The organism is Bradyrhizobium sp. Tv2a-2, assembly GCF_000472425.1.
Lineage (GTDB): Bacteria > Pseudomonadota > Alphaproteobacteria > Rhizobiales > Xanthobacteraceae > Bradyrhizobium.
In genome coordinates this window covers 1-18,486 of the sequence record NZ_AXAI01000052.1, presented here as the reverse complement: position 1 = coordinate 18,486, position 18,486 = coordinate 1, and the positions used below count along the sequence as shown (strand labels likewise).

The following is an 18,486-nucleotide window of genomic DNA, read 5'->3' as shown; positions in this document are numbered from 1 at the left end:
GCAAGCGCCTCGGCCTCAAACACATCCGCACCAAGCCCTACACCCCACAAACCAACGGCAAGGCCGAGCGCTTCATTCAAACCAGCCTGCGCGAGTGGGCTTACGCCCAGGCCTACAACACCTCAAGAGAACGCGCCGCCGAGCTGCCAAGATGGCTCCACCGCTACAATTGGCATCGTCCTCATGGCAGTATCGGGTCTGTACCACCAATCAGCAGGCTCGGCTTGGCCGGGTATAACCTCTTGAGGCTCCACATCTAGAGCGGCCTTATGAATAATCGGCATAGCGGTCCGAGTCCTCGTATTGCTACCCTGCATTGCGCCATCGCGCGGGCTCCCGATTCGCATGGTAAGCACCGCTACAACTGTCTCTCGACAATATCGCAGGCGAAAACGAGCAAAAAATCATGCCCATTAATCTAATGAACATTTCCAATTTCGGCGGGACAGACGCGGACGAAGATGCCCTGCTGCTGGACTCCTTCGAAGATCATCCGGCTTACTCGCAAATTGTGCATCACGAAAGATTCTGCATTCTTGGCCGGAAAGGGAGCGGAAAAACAGCGATCTTCAAGAAAATCCTACAGGACAGGCAAGCCAACAAATTCTCGTTCGGCCACACATTCACAGATTACCCATGGCATCACCACGACAAACAAAGAAAGGCCGGAGTGCCTGAGGAACAGTGCTTCGTGCAAAGCTGGACCTATCTTTGTCTGATCTCGCTGTCAAAAATCCTTCTCAATCAAGACTACTCACAGCCCTATAGCGAGAGCACGGTTGATCATATCCAGCGCGTCGAAAGATTCATTCTCGACACGTACGGCAGTCGCGACCCGGACGTCACCCAGATATTTTCCCCTTCTCATAAATTGCGATTTTCCGGCGACATTGGGATCGATTGGAAAATTTTTAAAGCATCCACAAAGATTGACAGCATTGAGATGGAGCATCTGCCGACGATTGCCCAAGAGGTGAATCATAATCTCCGCACGTCCGTCGTCGAAAGCCTCAATCCCGAGAACCACTATTACGTCTTATTCGACCAGTTAGACCTTGGATTTTCGGTCGAAGACAAGGCGTACTCCTTGAGGCTGATCGGGCTGCTGCTCGCCGCAAAAGAACTTAACGTTCTCGCCAAGGCAAAAGGAAAAAGGCTGACGATAGGTATCTTCTTGAGAGACGACATTTACGGTTCACTGCGCTTTGAAGACAAAAACAAAATAACCGAAAACTTTGCCGCCCCCGTCTATTGGGATCACGGGCCAAACCATCGCACGTTGAAGAGCCTTATGGAAAAGCGGTTCACCACCGTTACGCGATCGAGCAAGCACATCGAGTGGGAGGAAATATTTGATGAACTACACAAGATGACCGGTCGACAAACTAAGTACCAATACATGGCCGATCGAACATTCTTGCGACCACGCGATATGATTAAGTTTTGCAACGAAACGTTGACTGCTTACAAAGCGTCTATGGATGGAGCTGGAACGTTCGAGAACCAGCACATTCTGACTGCTCAATCTCATTATTCGGACTACCTATACAGAGAACTTGAGGATGAAATTCACAAGCAGGTTTCGAATTATGAATTTTATGTCGAAGTTCTGAAAAGTTTGGACTCTCTCCAATTCACCCGAGACGATTTTCTTAAGTCATGGGAAAGCCGAAGATCGCTCTTATCGGGCGACGATAAGCCTGACCTCGCAATGAAGCAGCTATATGGTTTCTCACTCATTGGCTACTATTCGCAGGGTGGCGGAGCGGGTGGATCGGAGTACATCTGGAAGTACAAGGACCAGAAAAGTACGTTCAATGAGAACGCGTCGCAGTTCCGAGTTCATCCCGGCTTTAAAGAAGTGCTTGGCTTAAAGAAGTTCAGTCGCTCAGACCGCTAGACCGACGGAAAATTGCCTGCGGGCCTGGCCGCTGTCCTATGATGGCCGCGTGTGTGAAGTGCGCGAGCTTTCGTGCTGGCGCAACATTACAAGTTTGCTGGCGCAACATCACAAGTAATTGGTACCTAAAAGTAACAAGCGACCTTGCCGAGACACCATTTATTTCAGTGCCGGTGATCGCCCGCGCCGGTTTGGCCGAACAACGGAGGGGCCGACAGGTGAGCAAGTGGGATTTCAACACGATCAACTTCAACGACGCAGCCGCTCTTGCCAACCCTAAGCGCGCCATGCTGGTCGGCGTTGGGATTATCGCCGCGTGCGGCGCTGCATACTGGTACAGCGATGTGATCTTCAACTACGGTAGCGCCGATGCAGATTGCATCAAGTTCGCCGAGGAGACAGGCATGAACCCGGCGTCGCGAACAAGTGGATCAAGGGCAACAAAGTCGTGGTTGAACTCGGACAGAAAACTCTCAATGAAGGCAAGCGAGGCTATTCCAATCTCGTCTGTGCGTTATCGGTGGCGGCCAGATCAGCCTGCCGAGTATGTTAGAGCAGTGGCAATACAAGTAGGGCCACAGAGGATTGACGAGACGCCGCGCTACATCGTGTCTGCGCGCGCCTGTTCAAAAGCTGACCTGTGATACGTTGGTTTTGCTTAGTTCACGCTCACGAAGCTCGGAGGAAGCGGCTTGAGCGGAGAAATAATCTGCGAGGGTAAAACGGCACATCTAACAACCGTTCCCCACACTGCCCAGGGATTCGAATGTATGACGTGTCATCGTAGATATGACACCGGTGAGTCGGGTAAATTGTTCGAGCATGAACGGAGGCTACAGAAATCAAGAGCGAAGCCGCGAGCAAAACTGCAAAGGGCATCTTCATGTGAACTCCCTTCATCGTTCGTTTCGAATCTTAACTACGTCAAGGCGAGTGTCATCGGCACCGGCTTTCCATCATGCACCGCCTCCGGGCGGACGTCCAACCGATCTCACCGACTCGAAGTTGCTCGCGCTCCATGCGGCTTTCAAACGGCGGCAGCTGATCGACTCCGTTAAGGGTAGCCCCAGGCCCATGAGCCCTAGGCAGGACGTGTACTCGCAAAAGCAGCGAGACCCTTCGAGCTTACGTCCGCTTAGCCCCCAACAGCGGCGCGAGAGCAGACATTCCGGGACCGCCGCCTTGGGCCATGAACGGAAGTGAGGTCCGCCAGGCCGCAGCATCGGAATAGGAGCTTGCCTTTCACTTACCAATTGGAGCTCGAGAAAATACTTTTCTCCGATCACAACAGGGCGCCAAGCATGATTGGATTGTCGTATAATCTACTACCGTTTGAATTGGCCACAGGGTGGCCCCGGTGATGGCGGTCCGAACGCTATTGGTCCCAAATCCAACGCATCGTGATCCGTGGTGGGACAGGATGCTTGTGGTTGAAAAGATGACGCAAACTCATCAGTTCGCGATCCAGCTTCCATTGGTGGTCGGCGGAGGCACAGCCGCATGCACGATTTTCGTCCATGCGCTCGCTTTGGCCGCGACGATAAACCTCGTTCGCCATGAGCAGAAACTCGGGCGCGCCGGCGCCGGCGCCTTGATCGATTTTGCCATCGTCACGCTGGCGATATCATTCGCGTTCATGGCACACCTGTTCGAGATCGCTTTATGGGCAGTGTTGCTCGTGATCTGTGGAGAATTTCCAGAGCTTGGAAACGCCTTCTACCACTCAGCGGTCAACTACACGACACTGGGTTACGGTGATCTCCTTATGACACCATCGTGGCGGTTGCTAGGACCGCTGGAGGCGGCGAACGGAGCGCTCATGTTCGGTGTTTCAACGGCGATGATCTTTGCTGTCATACAACGGTTGGTTCTGGCCAGGTTTAAGGATCTTAGGGACTGAGCGTCTGTCCGAGCGTTCGCCAATTGCACGCGATACTGATACCGGTCACTGGGGGGCGCCACGCCCGTCCGCACCGCGACCCAGCTTTAAAGCCTGCCGTCCCGGACCGCACCGGCGCTGATCGGAGCCTCAATGTCTGTTGTGGGTCAAACCCGGAAGAACTCAGGTTGAGCATATCGAGTCCGCTTAACCCCCAACAGCGGCGCGAAACCGGACATGGCCCGAGGTCCGAGTTGGGCCAGAAGCCGAAGTGAGGTGCTCCTCCGCTCACGATTTTCGTCGCACCCACCACATGACCTCACACATACACCTTGGCGATCTCGTCGTAGGCCCATTTGACGGCGGCCTCGGCCGGCATGCCCTGGATCGCCTTGGCGTACAAGTCGGTGATGATGTATTTGGTCCCTACCTCGGCGGCTTTGCGATTAGGCGGCCCCGCGTAGCCGGCCAGCCTCGCGAGAGGCGGGACGTCGCGGAACGGCAGGAGCACCAGATCGGCGTCCCACACCTTGTCCTTCTCCCACATCCGGGTGGCGCCGTCCGAGTAGCCCTGCTGCGAGGCAAACCATTCGGCGAATACCGGCTTGGAGTGGAACCAGCGCAGGAAGTCCTGGGCGGCTTTCTGGTTCTTGGAATAGCCCATGATCATGTCTGTCTGCGAACCCCCCAGGTTGAACTGCCCGCCCGGACCCTTGGGTATGCGGGCGTGCAGGATGTCCTTCCACATCGGCTCGCCTTTTTCGGTAAGATACGTGTCGGACTTGCGCTTGGCCTCGATGTAGATCGAGGCGCCGTTGTTTGTGGCGCAGATGGTGCCCGAGAGGAAGGCGCGGTTGTTGCTGGTGTCGTCCCAGGCAAGCCCGCCCTCGTCGCAGGCGTCATGCCAAAGGCCGACCGCGAACTTGACCGACTCGATCGTATCCTTGCTGTTGAGTGCCACGGTCTTGCCGTCGGCCTCGACCTCCTTGCCACCCCACGACCAGAGGTATGGATACCACCAATTTGGTGCATCGCCGAACGTGTGGCCGGCGGTCTGGCCAAGCGGCCGGCCCTTGGCCTTGAGCTTTTTGCAGGCGTCGAGCAGGCCATCCCAGGTATCCGGGAAGGTCTTCAACCCGATCTCCTCGAACCACGACTTGCGATAGGCGATCAGCGTGCCGATGACAGTGAACGGCACGCCGATCCAGCGGCCGCCGACGGTAGCGACCTGCTTGGAGACCTCGTAGTAGCCGCCCTGATCCTTGCCAATGTCCTCGGCCAAGTCGCTCGCATCGGCGACGCTCTCCGCATAGAGCTGCGGCCAGTTGCCGAGCGCCAGGATGATGTCGGGCCCAGTGCCCGACTGGATCGCCGAGGTGATCCGCGACTGCAGGTCATTGGCGTTGATGGTCTCCACTTTTAGCGTGATGCCGGTCGCCTTCTGGCATTCCTGCGTGATCTGGCCTTTGAGCAGGACGTCAGATGCGGGAACGAAATCCGCCCAGCGCAGCCAGTGCACGGTCGTGCCTTGCGCCAAGGCCGGCGCCTGGCCGCTCGCCAGGATGGCGGCTAAGCCGCCGGTCTGCGCTGCCACCGCGCCGGTCACGGAAAGCTTGAGAAGCTTGCGTCGGGTGATGCGAGCCATGAGCTCCTCCCTATGCCGTTGTGCGCAATCGCGCCTTCCCGGTCGCACATACGAGGCGCCGGAGCGTTCAACAGGGACTTCACGGCCGGAGCGTCCAGCCGAGTACTTCCCGGATGCGACGCCGGGTTGAGACTACGCCGATTTGATGAGGAGCGCAGCCCCAATCCATCGGCCTCGCCGGAATGCGCATCATCCACACCGTCAAAGACCTCCGCGATGAGTTCGCAGCGGCCTGTCCTGGCGCGTGACTAAGGGCGGTCACGACTGCTGCAAGCGCTATCTGTTAAGCGAGGAGATCCCGGGGGAAATTGGGACCTAGCGAATGTCTCTTAGGGGTCAAAACCGGTAAGGCTCAGATCGAGCATATGATTTCTGCTTCGCACCGAAGAGCCGACATCTGCGCTTTGCATTGCGCCTAAACAAAATGGCCCCGACGTATCGCCGTCGGGGCCATTCGAGATCATCAGGCCGGGTACATCCGCCGGACCTTCCGACCATTGATGTTGCCGATTACCGCATCAGATCAGGTCCAGACCATGACAATGATCACATTCCGCGCGAAAGCGGCTCGCGGACACCTCGCGCTTGCGCCACTCGGCGCGTCGGTGATGCTCCATCAGCAGCGCCTTACCTGCCTCCACGTCCGAAATGATCTTGTCGATCTCGGCGCCACCCAGCGTCCGCTTCATCCGCAAGACGGTGGACAGCACGATCAGGACATCGCCATAGGGCATCAGCAAGTCACGTGCCGCGACATCGCAGTGCGCGAGGAAGCTCTCGATTGCCGCTTCGCTCTTGCAGATCAGCAGGGCAAGTTCACGCGCTTGCCGCAAATCATCAGCCAGCGGCGCCGGCTATCGTCATCGAACCAATAGCATATGCTCAGCGGCCCGTTGCCGCCTGCGTTGGCTGGCTCCGCGCTTCACATAGATCGACGCGAGATCGACCAAGCCATCAAGCGGCTGCTCGAAGATGCCGCAAGGGATAGCTGAAGTGAGACTGCGCACTGGGTGAAACGGGTAGCCTCCATGCCGAGAAGTATGCGTCGAACATCACCGAGAAGAAGATGAAGATCATCATCACGCGGCCTCCCGTGAGCCCCGAGCGAGCCAATGCTGGCGCGCGCACCTTGCGTTCAAAATGCAAACGATCCCCTCCAGCAAACTGCGTGTAGAACTTGCGATCAGGCAAGCTGTCGCGTCGCGGCGGAGCTTCGAAAGGTGGGGATAGTTGCGATTTCGCAACTAAAATAATCGGGGACGCATACCCACACACCGTCCGCCTGCCGCGCCATTATCGCGGCATGAACAAACCGTCCCCTAACCCGCTAAGGCCTGATCAATTATGGATCGTCGTTGCGGAAGCTACCAAACTGCCATTTGATGTCCGCCCTCACCTCAAAGCTGTCTTATTGTTGTGCGCACGCGAAATGGCGCGAAGGGCCACTTTCCGGACTCAGTTCATTCGATAACCTTGTCGGCCCGTCCCTCCACGCAATCGGCGATGACCGCCGCCGAGCGGCAGGCTCACGCCGAGCGAGATTGTGGGAGGCCGCACCGCAGATGCTGAGGGAGAGGCAGGCGGCTGGCAGGTGCCAATGCCAGCCGCCGAACGGTTACGGAGCCGCAAAGACGAAGCTGCAACTGCAAAGGGCATGAGCACGCCTGCAGCGAGGCCAGGTTCAAGGAAGGTTAGCTGCGCAATTGCTAGCCTACGCCGGTGACGACGTTCGTGCTCTCTCCACGCCAGGCATGTCAACAACGAGCGTATCAAATTCCGTGTTCATTTGAACGTCGATTATTGGCCGATCTGGCAATTCTTCCGATGGGTCATACCATGGTCGCCTCTCGGTAATTCCACCCTCAACGGCGTGAGCAATCAATCTACCGATCTCGTCGCCCTGTAGAGGCACGAGCTTTTTTTCCGAATCATACTTGTAAAGTTGAGGGCAAAAGAACACCGCATGAATTCGTGGATCATGCCCTTCCAGCACAAGGAAATGTTCCGCCTGAAGCTTAAGATTGTACTTTTTTACAATCTTTCGCTCCAGAGTTGATCGGGCAACACGAAGTCTTTCAGGTGACGGACCAATGATGGTGCCAGCCTCTAGCAAGATAACCCAATCGTTGCTTGTGGCGTTTTGTGGATTAACCGGGATTAGATGACTTCTTTGCACTTTTGTTCGCATGGCACAGCCCTTCTTGTGAGAGAACTCAAAGGTGTACCGCGGCTGGTTTCAGTAGATTAGCTGGCTAAGTGAAAGATTTGGTAAATGCCCGCATCGCGGGTACGTACGCCAGCGGGATCAGATCGCAAGAGTCATGCTCGTTGAGAATGCAGCCCTGAAAGGTCGGGATCGCATCGCTTCGGCGGCGCTGCAAAAATCGGCAATCAACGGCTCACGCCAGGCATGAACATCCGCTCTGTCCTCTATCAAAGGACGAGCTGACACCGATTGCGGAACAAGTTGCCAAGAAGCCACAGATGATCGAGGGAATGACACGATCTACCTCATTCGCATGGCGGAGCTTGTGCTCGCAGCTTATTGGTGATGCGGCATGCGCAAGGTGAGTCTGATACGCAGATAACCAATCGCCTCCAGCATGTCCGAACATTGTGAGATAAGTTGTTCTTTCCTTCAAAATTGTTTGCACGCATACGAACACGGTAGCACCACTCGCTGCCACGCCTTCCAAGCGGGTCGCAAGTCCCGATTTCAAGAAGACGGAGACATTTACGATGAACCTAGGAAGTCATAGGCCCGGCTTCGATAACTCAGATCAGCCTCACGCCGCATTAGCCGATCGAAGCCAGCATCTGGAGCTTAGCAAGACGGCCTCCGGATTTAATGCAAATGACTATGTCGTTTACCCGGCCCACGGCGTCGGCCAGATTTTGGCAATTCAGAAGCAAGCAGTTGCGGGAGCTAGTCTGGAGTTCTTTGTAGTCTATTTCGCAAAAAACAAGATGACGTTACGCGTTCCTACGCAAAAGGCGGCAAACCTTGGAATGCGTAAGCTGTCCGACCACACTACTATCGAACACGTTCGACAGACCTTAGGCCAAGCACCCAACAAGGCGCGGAGCAATTGGTCTCGGTTGGTGCAAGAGTCTGCGAGCAAGATCAACTCGGGCGATATAATCGCCTTAGCGGAAGTAATACGCGATCTTTACCGACCGGCGAGAACTCTAGGACAAAGCTACAGTGATCAGCAGCTTTATCTAGTTGCCTTTGAGCGTTTGGCTAGGAAGTTGCTGTTGTTCAACGGATCACCGAGAAGGAAGTGATCGCCGAGCTTGAAAGCTTGCTGATTGCCGGACGGACGCAAAAGCGAGTTTGATTTTGACGCCCTTGAACATATCAACCACCAACCTCCGCCTTCGTCGACTTCGTCGCCTGCGCAGGACGATTTCGCTTATGAGGCTGAAGTTGGCCAAAGCTATTTTAGCCAGCTTGAGAAGGTAGCGTTCGACGCGAATCTGAAAAGTTTTGAGACGGAGGCGCTCGCGGTCGAGCCATATGAGCTAATCGTGCCGCCGAGGAAGCGCCGCTGACGGCTTTCGGGTTGATCCGCCTACTTGTCCCAGTGGACTTTCTCGCGCTTTTCGTGGCGCCCCTGAGCTTCCACCGACAACGTTGCGATGGGGCGTGCCTCCAGCCGCATCAGCGAAATCGGCTCCCCGGTCTCCTCGCAATAGCCGTAGGTGTTGTCCTCGATTCGCTGCAGCGCGGCGTCGATCTTGGAGATCAGCTTGCGTTGGCGGTCACGGGCACGTAGCTCAATGGCACGGTCCGTTTCGGAAGAGGCGCGGTCGGCGAGATCGGAATGATTGACGTTCTCTTCCTGCAAGACTTGCAAGGTCAATTTCGATTCCCTGAGGATATCGTCCTTCCAGACCAGCAGCTTGGCGCGAAAATACTCGCGCTGACGTTCGTTCATGAAAGGCTCTGTTTCGGAAGGTCCGTAATTCTTCAGCTTTTCCAAAGCCAGCCTACCGTGCCTCACCTAAAGACGCCGCGCCCTCGCCGTGATTCGCCAGGATCATGTCCTGCCCGCGCGACGCGCTTATATGGCGACACTCCCTGATAAACAATGCTGTGAGGTTCGGATGCGTCAATGCTCCACAGTCGAATGCGTCACCGTGGATTTCGAGCGTGTCGCCGTCGATCGTCCTCGCCTCCCGGATCAGGTCCGCGCGGACCATTGTCCTGGTCAAACGCATCCCGATCTCTGACGCGATCAATCCAGTGATCTCTGTCTTCGCGGGGCGCTGTTGCGCCGCCTCTCGGCGGGCTGTCGCAATCCGGTCCCGCTGATGCGACTTAAAAAACCACCCGCGACAACGAGCCATAGTGATGCGTCTCCAGCCATTCTGCCAATCCCCAGTGGGTCCCGCATCATAGCCTGCTTGCGAGCGAAGCGAATTTGATTTGCTCCTGTCCCTGCGACCCGCATCTACAGCCTGCGGAAGGCACGATCGCGCGGAAGGGCTCTCCGGATGGCTAGCCCTGCCAGTCAGCCAATACAGCCCAGAGCAACTGGCGCGTTTCTTCTTTGACTTTTTCATTGCGTTTACTCCGAGCCGCGGGTTGAAAGGTCAGTAAGCGGCAGCTCGACGCTTACCGTTTACCGGAACGTCCGAGCATTCCACGAGGACTGCAAGAGCGCGTTGGAGCTTTATGGGCGCAGCCAACCGTTGCGAGAACGTATATGGCAGGTCCGCGCAGCTACCGTGCCGAAAATTCGCACTTTACCGCCACGGTAATTTCTCACCGAACGGCGGAGGCGTTACGCACGTACCCGCGAACCTGCTCAAGGTACCCACCACGGGTCAGGTCACGCACGCGAACAGGAGCCCAGCCAAGCTCGGCCATGAGCAATGCAAGGTGCCGGTAAGAACCTGCAGTACGCTGGCGCTGTGGCACCTCCAGGAGGTCCATCAGCGTTTGCGTGCTGATGCGCTCCAAGCCATCGAACCCGGTCGTTCCGCGCACGCGCTCGAGCCGAAGCCGCCACGGGTCCACGGGCTTTGCGGCTTCGGCTTGGGCGGCTCTCATTTTTTCTAGGAATGACACCTTGTCACCTTCTTGATTGCACCAGATCGATGTCCGTCGCATGGGTGGCCGATATCGACCACTGGCGCGCGCGCCGGCCCTCCTCCATGATTTCCTCGTATTCTTTCGGCGGTACCCAATAGAGGCCGGGTGCCATACCGGGAAGCGGGTGGGACGGATAGCGTGTGAGCAAGCTTGGACCGACCCTACGTTGCAGGTCCCAGAGCCCGGTATCGGGCACGCTCATTAGCCCTCGCGCGAACTCTTCAAATGAAGGATGCAGATGTGTGTTCCAGTCTCGGAACGAGAGTGATCGAGCATAAAACCCAACGAGGGTCACCAGACCGGTGCTCCCTCTCATTTCCTCCCAATCGTTTGGCGCCAGCGGCAGAGGAGGAGCATCGGGAGGTCCATTTGAGGCAAACCATTCCCTTGCCATCAGCGCCTTCCGCGCCTCGCGCTTTTGGTAGGAGATCGCGTCCTTGCCACCTTCCCCTCTCAGAAAATGTCCGCCGGTAATTGGGTTCTTGCACCGCGAGCCGCGCCCCTTTGGTAGCGCCCGGAATAACTCTTCGATTTCGATGTCTATGTTGGTCATCTCCCATCCCCCGCCGCTTCAGCTCGTGGCCTAATCCCCCTGCTACTACGATGAAGTCGTTTAGGCTCTATTCGAGACGACTTTTTGTTGACCGCGATCCGTCTCAAAGTGTTTCAGGATAATTGGTTGGGCCCGATGATGTATTTGCCGGCAAATCGAGCCGCTGCGATGTCCAAACTGCTTGCGAGCAGGCTGTCCCCAAGCTGGGTGAAGCCTATGCTCCACAAGCATCTGAAGGTCAAAGAAAAGAGCAGGTAGAGCGGGTAGAGCAGGCCGAAAATAGTCCGGTTGTGAAGATAGCGAATTGGAGGCGTTGCTATTCCATTCTCTGCCGCGCAACATAGTTGCGGCCGCGCCCTGTTCATCTTGCTCGAGCTGCACTTTAGTAGAAAAAACGAGACGTTAGAGGGACCAACCGCGCGCTGACGGTTGCTCACCGTTGGGGCGTCAGCTGTCATCGTCCTCATCTGCGCCGATGACATTGGCTCCCAGCAGCTTGTTGAAGCCTTCGATCAACTCGGCCCGCGGAGGTAGGCAAACAAATCGTTTGCCGCCTGATCCGCGGAAGAGTTTCCGTCCTGGGAAAATCATTGGGTTCAGGAGACGCTTAACGCTGCTCCAGAAAGCCTCCGCACCTGTGTACTCGCCAGCGCCGCGCACGTGCGACGTTCTCACCCACCTGCGGTAACCAGCAAGTGCTTGCGCTTTGGTCCAATCGAGCCCTGTTGATGTCGTCGTATCCTTAATCCACGCCGAGACTGCGTTGTCGAGCCAGGTGTCGGCCGCCTCTGGGGGGCCGACGTCATAAAGTAGGTTGTGGCATGTCGAGCTGCTCTCGTCAGCGAGCGCCACTTCAACCAGCCATTGCAGGGGCGGGTCTAGTCCAAGCAGCTTCTGGCGCGCGAGGTCGCGCTTTCCAGCATTGCGCGCGGCGCGCTCAGGCTTGAAGTTCGAGATGTCGCGGGTCTGTAGGTGGTGCATGAATGCGGCCAGCGTAGGGTCACCCTCACCCTTGATGACCTTTACCAGAGGCGCGAAGTAGGCATCGTCGCCGCGTTTATGGTCCGACACCTCGCACACGAAAAATCGCCTTTCGTCGTCGGTAGCCGCGACCACCTGATCGTGGTTTGATGACATGATTACGCGGTGCATTGATTTCATAGTTACACGTTGTCCAAATTTCTGTTCAGCCTCGAAGTTCTCCCCAGTGATGAGGTGTTTAAGTCGATCATTCAGTTCGTTATTGCCAGCGAAGAAGGCCTCCTCCGCCACGATCAACAGCTTGTCGGCGAGATGCCAGTTGAACTGCCCGAACAGCTGCTTCCCGTTCGCGGTTACCAGGGCGTTTCCGTCACCGATACAGCGAATGAGGAGCTGTGTGAGAAGCGTTTTACCAGTGCCCTTTTTGCCCCTCAGTACTAGTGCAACACCCGGTTTTTCCGAAGGCCGTTGCACCATGTGAGCCGACCAGTCGAGTATGAATTCGGCCTTAGTCTGGTCGCCGCCAGCGATCACATGAAGTATGTGATCTGTAACGATCGAGCAGTCGCCCAGAGCTGGTTGTACACCCCAGCCGCGCCAAAGGTTGTACGACTTGGGTGGAGCATCACAGCCCCCTGGCCAGTATCCGATCTGCTGGTATTCGCATCGCGATGGCGATGACTTCCAAATCTGGCCGGCTGGAACGGTTTCGTCACCGACGATTGCTTTGCGGCATGCAAAAATATTGTTGAAGCCATCGCGCTTCAGCGCGACGACACGGCCACCAGAGTCGCGGCGGTAGATGTCACCATTGGAAGCCAGAACAAAGAAGCCTGCAGCATTAATACGTTCGACGGCCTCTTGAGCGGAGACAAGTGAAAAATCGAGTGGCTCAGCCCAGCGAGTCTGCGGTGTCGGATCTTTCGCTTCGTAGGGACCCCAGGCCTGGCGCTGCAAGGTCGCAAGGTTTAGGGGCGACTTGATTTTGTTTCGGTGAGGACAGGCCGCGCACGCGTCACATCCAGCGCTCTCGATAGCCCGGCAACTTGGATATCCGACGCCCCGCTCTCTCTCAGCTAGCTTGCGATCGTAGAGCGCCTGTGTGTCAGCCGCGGAGTAGGAGGGATACCCCTTGGAAATCTCGTGTGCGAACGCATTGCCGTTCTCCATGAATGCCGTGCACAGCACGGACAAATTCCACTTGGGATTATCGTAGTCGGCCCCGTAGGTCTTCAGCGCGTAGCGCAGGAAGCCGCAGCCGTCTTTGCCGAAGATTGGTTTGGGGTCGACGAGTGTTGGCTCTGTGGGGCCAATGCCAGCTTGCAGGGACGCGTCTGCGGAGGATAGGGTGGCGAACGCAGCATCCGGAGCATCGAATACTCCCCCGCCGCCTTCGCTGGCGGGAACGAATACGTCGTGCCCTGCCGCTGGCTTGGTTACCGTGGCGGTAACGGCGGTCGAAGTCTGCGTCAGAAACGTCAGGTCTTTGGCGAAGTCGTAGGCTTGACCAAGGTGGAGCAGCTCCACTGGCCGCGGCGGGTCGTACTTGTAGTTCAACGTACCCGGTACTCGCAACAATCTCGCAGCATCAGTAGTGAGCCCAGTGTCGCATTTGACGCCCTCGCGCAAGAGAAGCGCCTTAAGGCCGTCTGCGTAGGCGCGCCACGCACTCGGCGACAGGGGCGTGTCCGATATCCAGTACACGTGCAGACCGCCGCCCGAGTTCACCAGCATGGATGGAAACGGCAGTCCTATCTTGTCCCGGAACGCGTCAAGTGCAGCGATAGCATCCGGCACGGTGTCGTAGTGCTTCGCATCCCCAGGCTTGACATCGCAGTCGATCCAGATCGCGCTTGAGCAGCGTGGCGTTAGCCGCGTTGCGGACCGCTTTAAGTTTGCCGTTCGCCTTCTGAGCGCATTCGCTCTGCTGCGATGCAAACCCACACGTTGAAGAAGTCAGCAGTGCTCTCCACCCAGCTGATGCGGTTGAGCACCTCGTCCACCGTCTTGAAGGGCCAGCCAGTAACCCAGGGCTTACCGCCGTTCTTGGTGGGCTCACCCGGCTTCCGCTCGTTCTTGGAGTTGACGTGCACGTTGATCCAGCCTGAAGCCTGAGGGCTCCCAGGCCAGGCCAGCACGCTCTCTAAGAACTTCCGGCGATCGGCAGCGCTCGACGCTTGAGCGAAGGTAGCAGGCGCCATCTGCTGGCTGGTCTGGAGACTTGTTACCGTGGCGGTAATTCCCGCGCCCGCACTCGCGGCTGCCACGTCAACAAAGCTAGAAGCAGATGTTAAATCGGTATCGAGAGCGGTTGTTACCGTGCGGTAATTCCTACGGGGGGCGGTGCCATTTGCTCTTGTAGCTGCGAGAATACGGTCGCTGTCTGGCGCCAGATCGCTTCTAACAGCCTCTATCCCTTTGGCCGCGCTCATGCTCGGTCCCCCTTGCGCGCGTTTGATTTGTCATGACTGTTGTTGTCGCAGCCGCGGCCATCGCTTTCTTGCTCTAAAAGCCACTTTTGCACGCTGGCTCGCCGGTAGAGCACTCGGCGGCCGACGCGCGTTCGCGGGGGGCCGATGCCAAGCGCGTCCCATCGGTCGAGCGTGCGCTTGTTACGCTGCAGTTCGGCGGCGAGCGCTTCTAGCGTCAGAAATTCGGCGAGTATCGGTTCGGTATGCGACACGTCATTTCCTTAAAGGCTGTCCTTCGGCGGCCGCGCCTTCAGGGATAGAGTGGGCTTGTTGTTCTCGACCACTCAGCCAAGCCTCGACTGCACTACGGCGATATCCGACGCGCTTCGCGCTCAGGCGGATGAACTTCGGTCCCGTTCCGTTGCGACGATGCCGGAATAGAGTTGGCTCGCTCACACCGAGCCAACTGCAAACTTCGCGCTCAGAAAGGATTTGATCGTTGCTGATCATCGGTGAACCCCTGGTGGCTGCCTATGGGCTCAACGTACTCAGCGAAAAACCTCATTTCAAACGGAGGCAAATGATTGATTTTGCGTGCAAATCGAGATTTGCCTTGACGGTTTATTAAGGGGCCGAAACGAGCAAACTGAGCAAAGTGGTGAAAGGGGACTGACCAGTGCCGAAATATGCTCGGCACTGACTGCGCCGGGCTCATCTCGGGATTGGTTGGGACAATGGCTGTGGGGCCGCTCAACTGAAGTGAGCGGCCTCGGGAAGCAGCTTGAGAACGGCGGCTACGGCACTGGTCTAAGAATTCGCTCAATCATGCCGGCGAGTTTCTCGAGCGCGTCACGCTTCTCGTCAGAATAGGAATGCCGATCGTAAGTTCCTTCCACTCCGGCGATCACGTGTCCTAAGACACGCTCCGAAATATCGGGCCGCACCCCAGCGCGAGCCATGAGGGTCTTTGCGGTCCGTCGGAGATCGTGGAGGGTCCAGTTAGGTAGGGGCTCGACCTTAGTGCCCTTTGTGGCGCGCTTCTGCATGTCGAACAGGACAGCCTTGTCTAGTCTAGCCTTGCTTTTGCCGAAGCCAGAGAATGCCGTCTTGGACCTGGATGGAAACACGTAGTCGCAGCCGTTTATCTTTGGCTGAGCTTCAATTACCGCGCACGCGGCAGTCGACAACGGTACATGGTTCGGACGCTTCGTTTTGTACCGCTCAGCAGGGGTTGTCCAAATGCTGTTTGCACCGATCTCCTTGAAAGCCATTTTTGCGACTTCATCACGTCGCTGCGCCGTAAGTAGCAGTATCTTGAGCAAGGCACCGAACGCTCCAGCCTTGCTAAGAAATGGCCAGACAATCCGTATTTCGTCGTCGGAAAGCACCCGAGTGCGTGCTCGCTCCTTTGGGTTAGCTCTCGCTCCCACGCGCACAAAGGCTGCATTTAGGTTGAACTCGTCATCCCGCTCTGCGTACCAGCTTAGCGCCTTGCGTAGATAGGCACGAACTCTGTCGGCTTGGACCGGGCCAGCCTCATCTTCGACCTTGTCCAGCATTTCCGCTACTTGCGAACGTCGAAGCTCGTAAACGCCAATCTTGCCGATACGTGGCTTAACCAAGCGGTCAAATGCACTCTGGATTTGATCCGCGCTCCGAAGCGGTCTCTCTTTGTTTCGCACATATCGGGTCATGAAATCATCGATAACGCTCGAAACGGACTTCGTCGCCGGGATTGGTGCTCGGTCCTTAAGCGGGTCTTCGCCACGGTCGACGCGCTGGCGGAGATTGCGGGCTTCACGAACAGCCTTCAGCGCCGACCAATCCGGCCACGCACCAATTGTAAAGCGGTGTTCGCGTCCGCGTAGACGGTAGTTCAAGATAAAAGCGCGAGCACCAGACGCTGTGACGCGAACTCCAAAACCACGGGGAGCTTTCGCGCCTTGGACCGTGGCACCAGCAAAATAGGTGATTGAGTTGCCTTTGGCCGGGGTCTGCAGGCGCTTAATGGTCTCTTCGCTTAGGCTTTCTGGCTTCATACTCGTGTCCGCGCTGTGTCCGCACAATCAATTCACTTGAATGTCGGTGAGCGTGCATCCAGTGTCGAGTGTCGTCAACGAAAAGTGCATGATTTAATTCGCTGTTTTAGCGCGAACGCAGCAAAAACAACGAAAGGTTGGGCGTTTAGAAGAAGATGGGCTACGTGACTGAAAATCGCAGTGTCGGTGGTTCGATTCCGCCCCTGGGCACCATTGGCCTTTCCGGCCCGGTTCTTTCTCGACCGCGCCAGTTCGCCGATCAACAAGAACCCTCGTAAAATCAGCCGTTTCGTGGTACATTAACGCCCGGTACGGTTCGTGACGGTCCGAGGGCATCCGGCGTCTCCGGGTACACTCTGGGTACACTGGAAGGGCCGGGTACACTGGGCTGGCCGATGCGAGGGACCCTTCCCGTGGAACTGAGCGACACGAAAATCCGCAATGTGACGCCGGCGGACAAGGAATACGCGATTGCCGACGGCCAAGGCCTCAGCGTCGTGGTGCGGCCCAATGGGACCAAGCTGTGGCTCTACCGCTACCGTTTCGGCGGCAAGCGCAAAAATATGTCTTTCGGCACCTTTCCCGGCGTCGGACTCAAGGCCGCGCGCGAAAAGCGCCACAACGCGGAAAAGCTGCTCGATCAGGGCCAAGATCCAGTCGCAGCGCGCGAGGCCAAGCGACAGGAAGACGAAAAGCTCAAGCACACCTTCCGGGCAGTCGGGGAAGAATGGGCGAGCGCGAAGCTCGAGAAAGAGAACAAGGCCAAGTCGACGATCAAGCGGGAACGCTGGAATCTCGCTCAGCTCAGCCGTGAGATCGGCGACCGACCGCTTTGCGAGATCGCTCCGCCGGAATTGCTGACAGCATTCCGGCGTGTCGAGGCCCGCGGCCGTTACTACACCGTCGGACGCCTACGCTCGACCGCTTCGCGGGTCTTCCAATTTGGCGTCGGCGCCTCGTATTGCAGCAGCGACCCCACCCGCGACTTGAAGCACGCGCTCACCAAGGCACCTAAGGGCCATCCACGCCCTGCGCTGACCGATCCCGATGACGTCGGCGACCTGATGCGCCGGATTGAGGTCTACGATGCCAAGAACGGCGGACTGGTTCGCTACGCGCTCAATCTGATCGCCTTGACCATGGTGCGGCCCGGCGAGTTGCGGCTGGCCGAATGGACCGAGTTTGACGAAAAGAACCGCATATGGCTGATCCCAGCCGAGAAAATGAAGATGCGCGACGATCACGAAGTGCCGCTCTCCCGCCAGGCGCTCGCTATCCTTACCGAGCTACGGCCGTTGACCGGCCGCGGCCGCTACTTGTTTTCCCATGACGATGATGTGCCTATGTCCGACAACACGATCAACAAGGCCCTGCGGATCATGGGCTACGACACCGGCCCCGGTGGCGACCACTGCGCGCATGGCTTCCGCTCCAGTGCCTCGACCTTGCTCAACGAAGAAGGCGCATTCGACGGCGATGTGGTGGAAGCTCAGCTCGCCCATGAAACGGACGAGAAAAAGAGGCGGCGCCGCGACGAGGTGGTGCGGCGCCAGCTTGCTAAAGGCGACAAGAACAAGATTCGCGGCATCTACAACCGGGCAGCCTATTGGAGCGAACGCGTGCGCCTGATGCAGCATTGGGCCAATCGTCTCGACCGCCTGCGCAAGGGAGTTGCCGTACAGTTGCGCAAATCGGCCTAGGTGTTTAGTCCCGGACTTTGATGGTGCATTCTTATCGCACGATTCGAAGGAAGCGCTATGGGACAAGTTTTACACGGCTGCGCCACCACGACGGAGGCAGTCCGTCGAGCAATACAAAATAGTCAAGAGAGCCTGAGAGCCCTCGCTAAGCGCTACGGGATCAACCAGAAGACTGTCGCGAAGTGGAAACAGCGTGAGACCGCCGCTGATCTTCCGACAGGCCCCAAGGAAGCCAAATCGACCGTACTTTCCATCGAGGAGGAGGCGATTATCGTCG

19 protein-coding genes are annotated in these 18,486 nt (G+C 57.2%); 8 read left to right on the top strand and 11 right to left on the bottom strand.

Annotated elements, in window-relative coordinates; all coding sequences use genetic code 11:
• The 4 genes from A3AI_RS47030 to A3AI_RS49065 all read left to right on the top strand — a co-directional run.
• The coding region (locus A3AI_RS47030; RefSeq protein WP_024520986.1) for an integrase core domain-containing protein at positions 1 to 260 on the top strand (260 nt) is incomplete at its 5' end.
• Between the two features lie 146 nt (positions 261 to 406).
• Positions 407 to 1,900 carry a P-loop ATPase, Sll1717 family gene (locus A3AI_RS0140760; RefSeq protein ID WP_024520985.1) on the top strand — a complete coding sequence of 498 codons (1,494 nt, stop codon included), beginning with the start codon at positions 407 to 409 and terminating at the stop codon, positions 1,898 to 1,900.
• A 53-nt stretch (positions 1,901 to 1,953) separates the two neighbouring features.
• On the top strand, positions 1,954 to 2,544 hold the full coding sequence (locus A3AI_RS44725) for a hypothetical protein (protein WP_156928171.1): 591 nt from the start codon (positions 1,954 to 1,956) through the stop codon (positions 2,542 to 2,544).
• Between the two features lie 776 nt (positions 2,545 to 3,320).
• Positions 3,321 to 3,800, top strand: a complete 480-nt coding sequence (locus A3AI_RS49065; RefSeq protein ID WP_198030356.1) for an ion channel — start codon at positions 3,321 to 3,323, stop codon at positions 3,798 to 3,800.
• Between the two features lie 298 nt (positions 3,801 to 4,098).
• Here the strand turns inward: A3AI_RS49065 and A3AI_RS0140745 are convergent, their stop codons facing one another.
• The 4 genes from A3AI_RS0140745 to A3AI_RS48555 all read right to left on the bottom strand — a co-directional run bounded on the left by A3AI_RS0140745 (position 4,099) and on the right by A3AI_RS48555 (position 7,612).
• Entirely contained in the window at positions 4,099 to 5,424 is a 1,326-nt protein-coding gene (locus A3AI_RS0140745; protein ID WP_024520982.1) for an ABC transporter substrate-binding protein, read from the bottom strand.
• 518 nt (positions 5,425 to 5,942) lie between these two features.
• The gene (locus A3AI_RS0140740) at positions 5,943 to 6,257 is read right to left on the bottom strand and encodes a hypothetical protein (RefSeq protein WP_024520981.1); all 315 of its coding nucleotides are present in this window, start codon (positions 6,255 to 6,257) and stop codon (positions 5,943 to 5,945) included.
• Between the two features lie 121 nt (positions 6,258 to 6,378).
• Positions 6,379 to 6,615: a hypothetical protein gene (locus A3AI_RS48560; RefSeq protein WP_156928169.1), complete on the bottom strand. Its 237-nt coding sequence runs from the start codon at positions 6,613 to 6,615 to the stop codon at positions 6,379 to 6,381.
• A 520-nt stretch (positions 6,616 to 7,135) separates the two neighbouring features.
• Positions 7,136 to 7,612: a hypothetical protein gene (locus tag A3AI_RS48555; RefSeq protein ID WP_156928168.1), complete on the bottom strand. Its 477-nt coding sequence runs from the start codon at positions 7,610 to 7,612 to the stop codon at positions 7,136 to 7,138.
• A 551-nt stretch (positions 7,613 to 8,163) separates the two neighbouring features.
• On the opposite strand from A3AI_RS48555, the gene A3AI_RS44715 reads away from it, so the two are divergent.
• Both A3AI_RS44715 and A3AI_RS44710 read left to right on the top strand, forming a co-directional pair.
• Positions 8,164 to 8,712 (top strand): CarD family transcriptional regulator, encoded by a 549-nt coding sequence (locus A3AI_RS44715; protein WP_245287074.1) that lies wholly within the window; start codon positions 8,164 to 8,166, stop codon positions 8,710 to 8,712.
• Positions 8,713 to 8,736: 24 nt separating this feature from the next.
• On the top strand, positions 8,737 to 8,979 hold the full coding sequence (locus A3AI_RS44710) for a hypothetical protein (protein WP_036051592.1): 243 nt from the start codon (positions 8,737 to 8,739) through the stop codon (positions 8,977 to 8,979).
• Between the two features lie 20 nt (positions 8,980 to 8,999).
• Here A3AI_RS44710 and dksA read toward each other — a convergent pair whose 3' ends face one another.
• From dksA to A3AI_RS0140675, 7 genes are all read right to left on the bottom strand, one after another.
• Positions 9,000 to 9,365, bottom strand: a complete 366-nt coding sequence (dksA, locus tag A3AI_RS0140715) for an RNA polymerase-binding protein DksA (protein ID WP_198030355.1) — start codon at positions 9,363 to 9,365, stop codon at positions 9,000 to 9,002.
• A 1,140-nt stretch (positions 9,366 to 10,505) separates the two neighbouring features.
• A complete protein-coding gene (locus tag A3AI_RS0140700) occupies positions 10,506 to 11,078 on the bottom strand; it encodes a hypothetical protein (protein WP_024520977.1) in 573 nt (190 codons plus the stop codon).
• A gap of 447 nt (positions 11,079 to 11,525) precedes the next feature.
• Entirely contained in the window at positions 11,526 to 13,856 is a 2,331-nt protein-coding gene (locus tag A3AI_RS45670) for a primase-helicase family protein (protein WP_051382784.1), read from the bottom strand.
• Positions 13,857 to 13,948: 92 nt separating this feature from the next.
• Positions 13,949 to 14,491: a hypothetical protein gene (locus A3AI_RS44700; protein WP_036051590.1), complete on the bottom strand. Its 543-nt coding sequence runs from the start codon at positions 14,489 to 14,491 to the stop codon at positions 13,949 to 13,951.
• On the bottom strand, positions 14,488 to 14,742 hold the full coding sequence (locus tag A3AI_RS44695) for a helix-turn-helix transcriptional regulator (RefSeq protein WP_024520974.1): 255 nt from the start codon (positions 14,740 to 14,742) through the stop codon (positions 14,488 to 14,490). The genes A3AI_RS44700 and A3AI_RS44695 overlap by 4 nt, the downstream gene beginning before the upstream one ends.
• Position 14,743: 1 nt before the next feature.
• Entirely contained in the window at positions 14,744 to 14,980 is a 237-nt protein-coding gene (locus A3AI_RS47025) for a helix-turn-helix transcriptional regulator (RefSeq protein ID WP_084801220.1), read from the bottom strand.
• A 284-nt stretch (positions 14,981 to 15,264) separates the two neighbouring features.
• Positions 15,265 to 16,509: a tyrosine-type recombinase/integrase gene (locus tag A3AI_RS0140675; protein ID WP_024520973.1), complete on the bottom strand. Its 1,245-nt coding sequence runs from the start codon at positions 16,507 to 16,509 to the stop codon at positions 15,265 to 15,267.
• Positions 16,510 to 16,922: 413 nt separating this feature from the next.
• Here A3AI_RS0140675 and A3AI_RS0140670 point away from each other — a divergent pair, with 413 nt between their 5' ends.
• Together A3AI_RS0140670 and A3AI_RS0140665 are read left to right on the top strand one after the other, a co-directional pair.
• The gene (locus A3AI_RS0140670; RefSeq protein ID WP_024520972.1) at positions 16,923 to 18,209 is read left to right on the top strand and encodes a tyrosine-type recombinase/integrase; all 1,287 of its coding nucleotides are present in this window, start codon (positions 16,923 to 16,925) and stop codon (positions 18,207 to 18,209) included.
• A 57-nt stretch (positions 18,210 to 18,266) separates the two neighbouring features.
• The coding region (locus A3AI_RS0140665; RefSeq protein WP_024520971.1) for a helix-turn-helix domain-containing protein at positions 18,267 to 18,486 on the top strand (220 nt) is incomplete at its 3' end.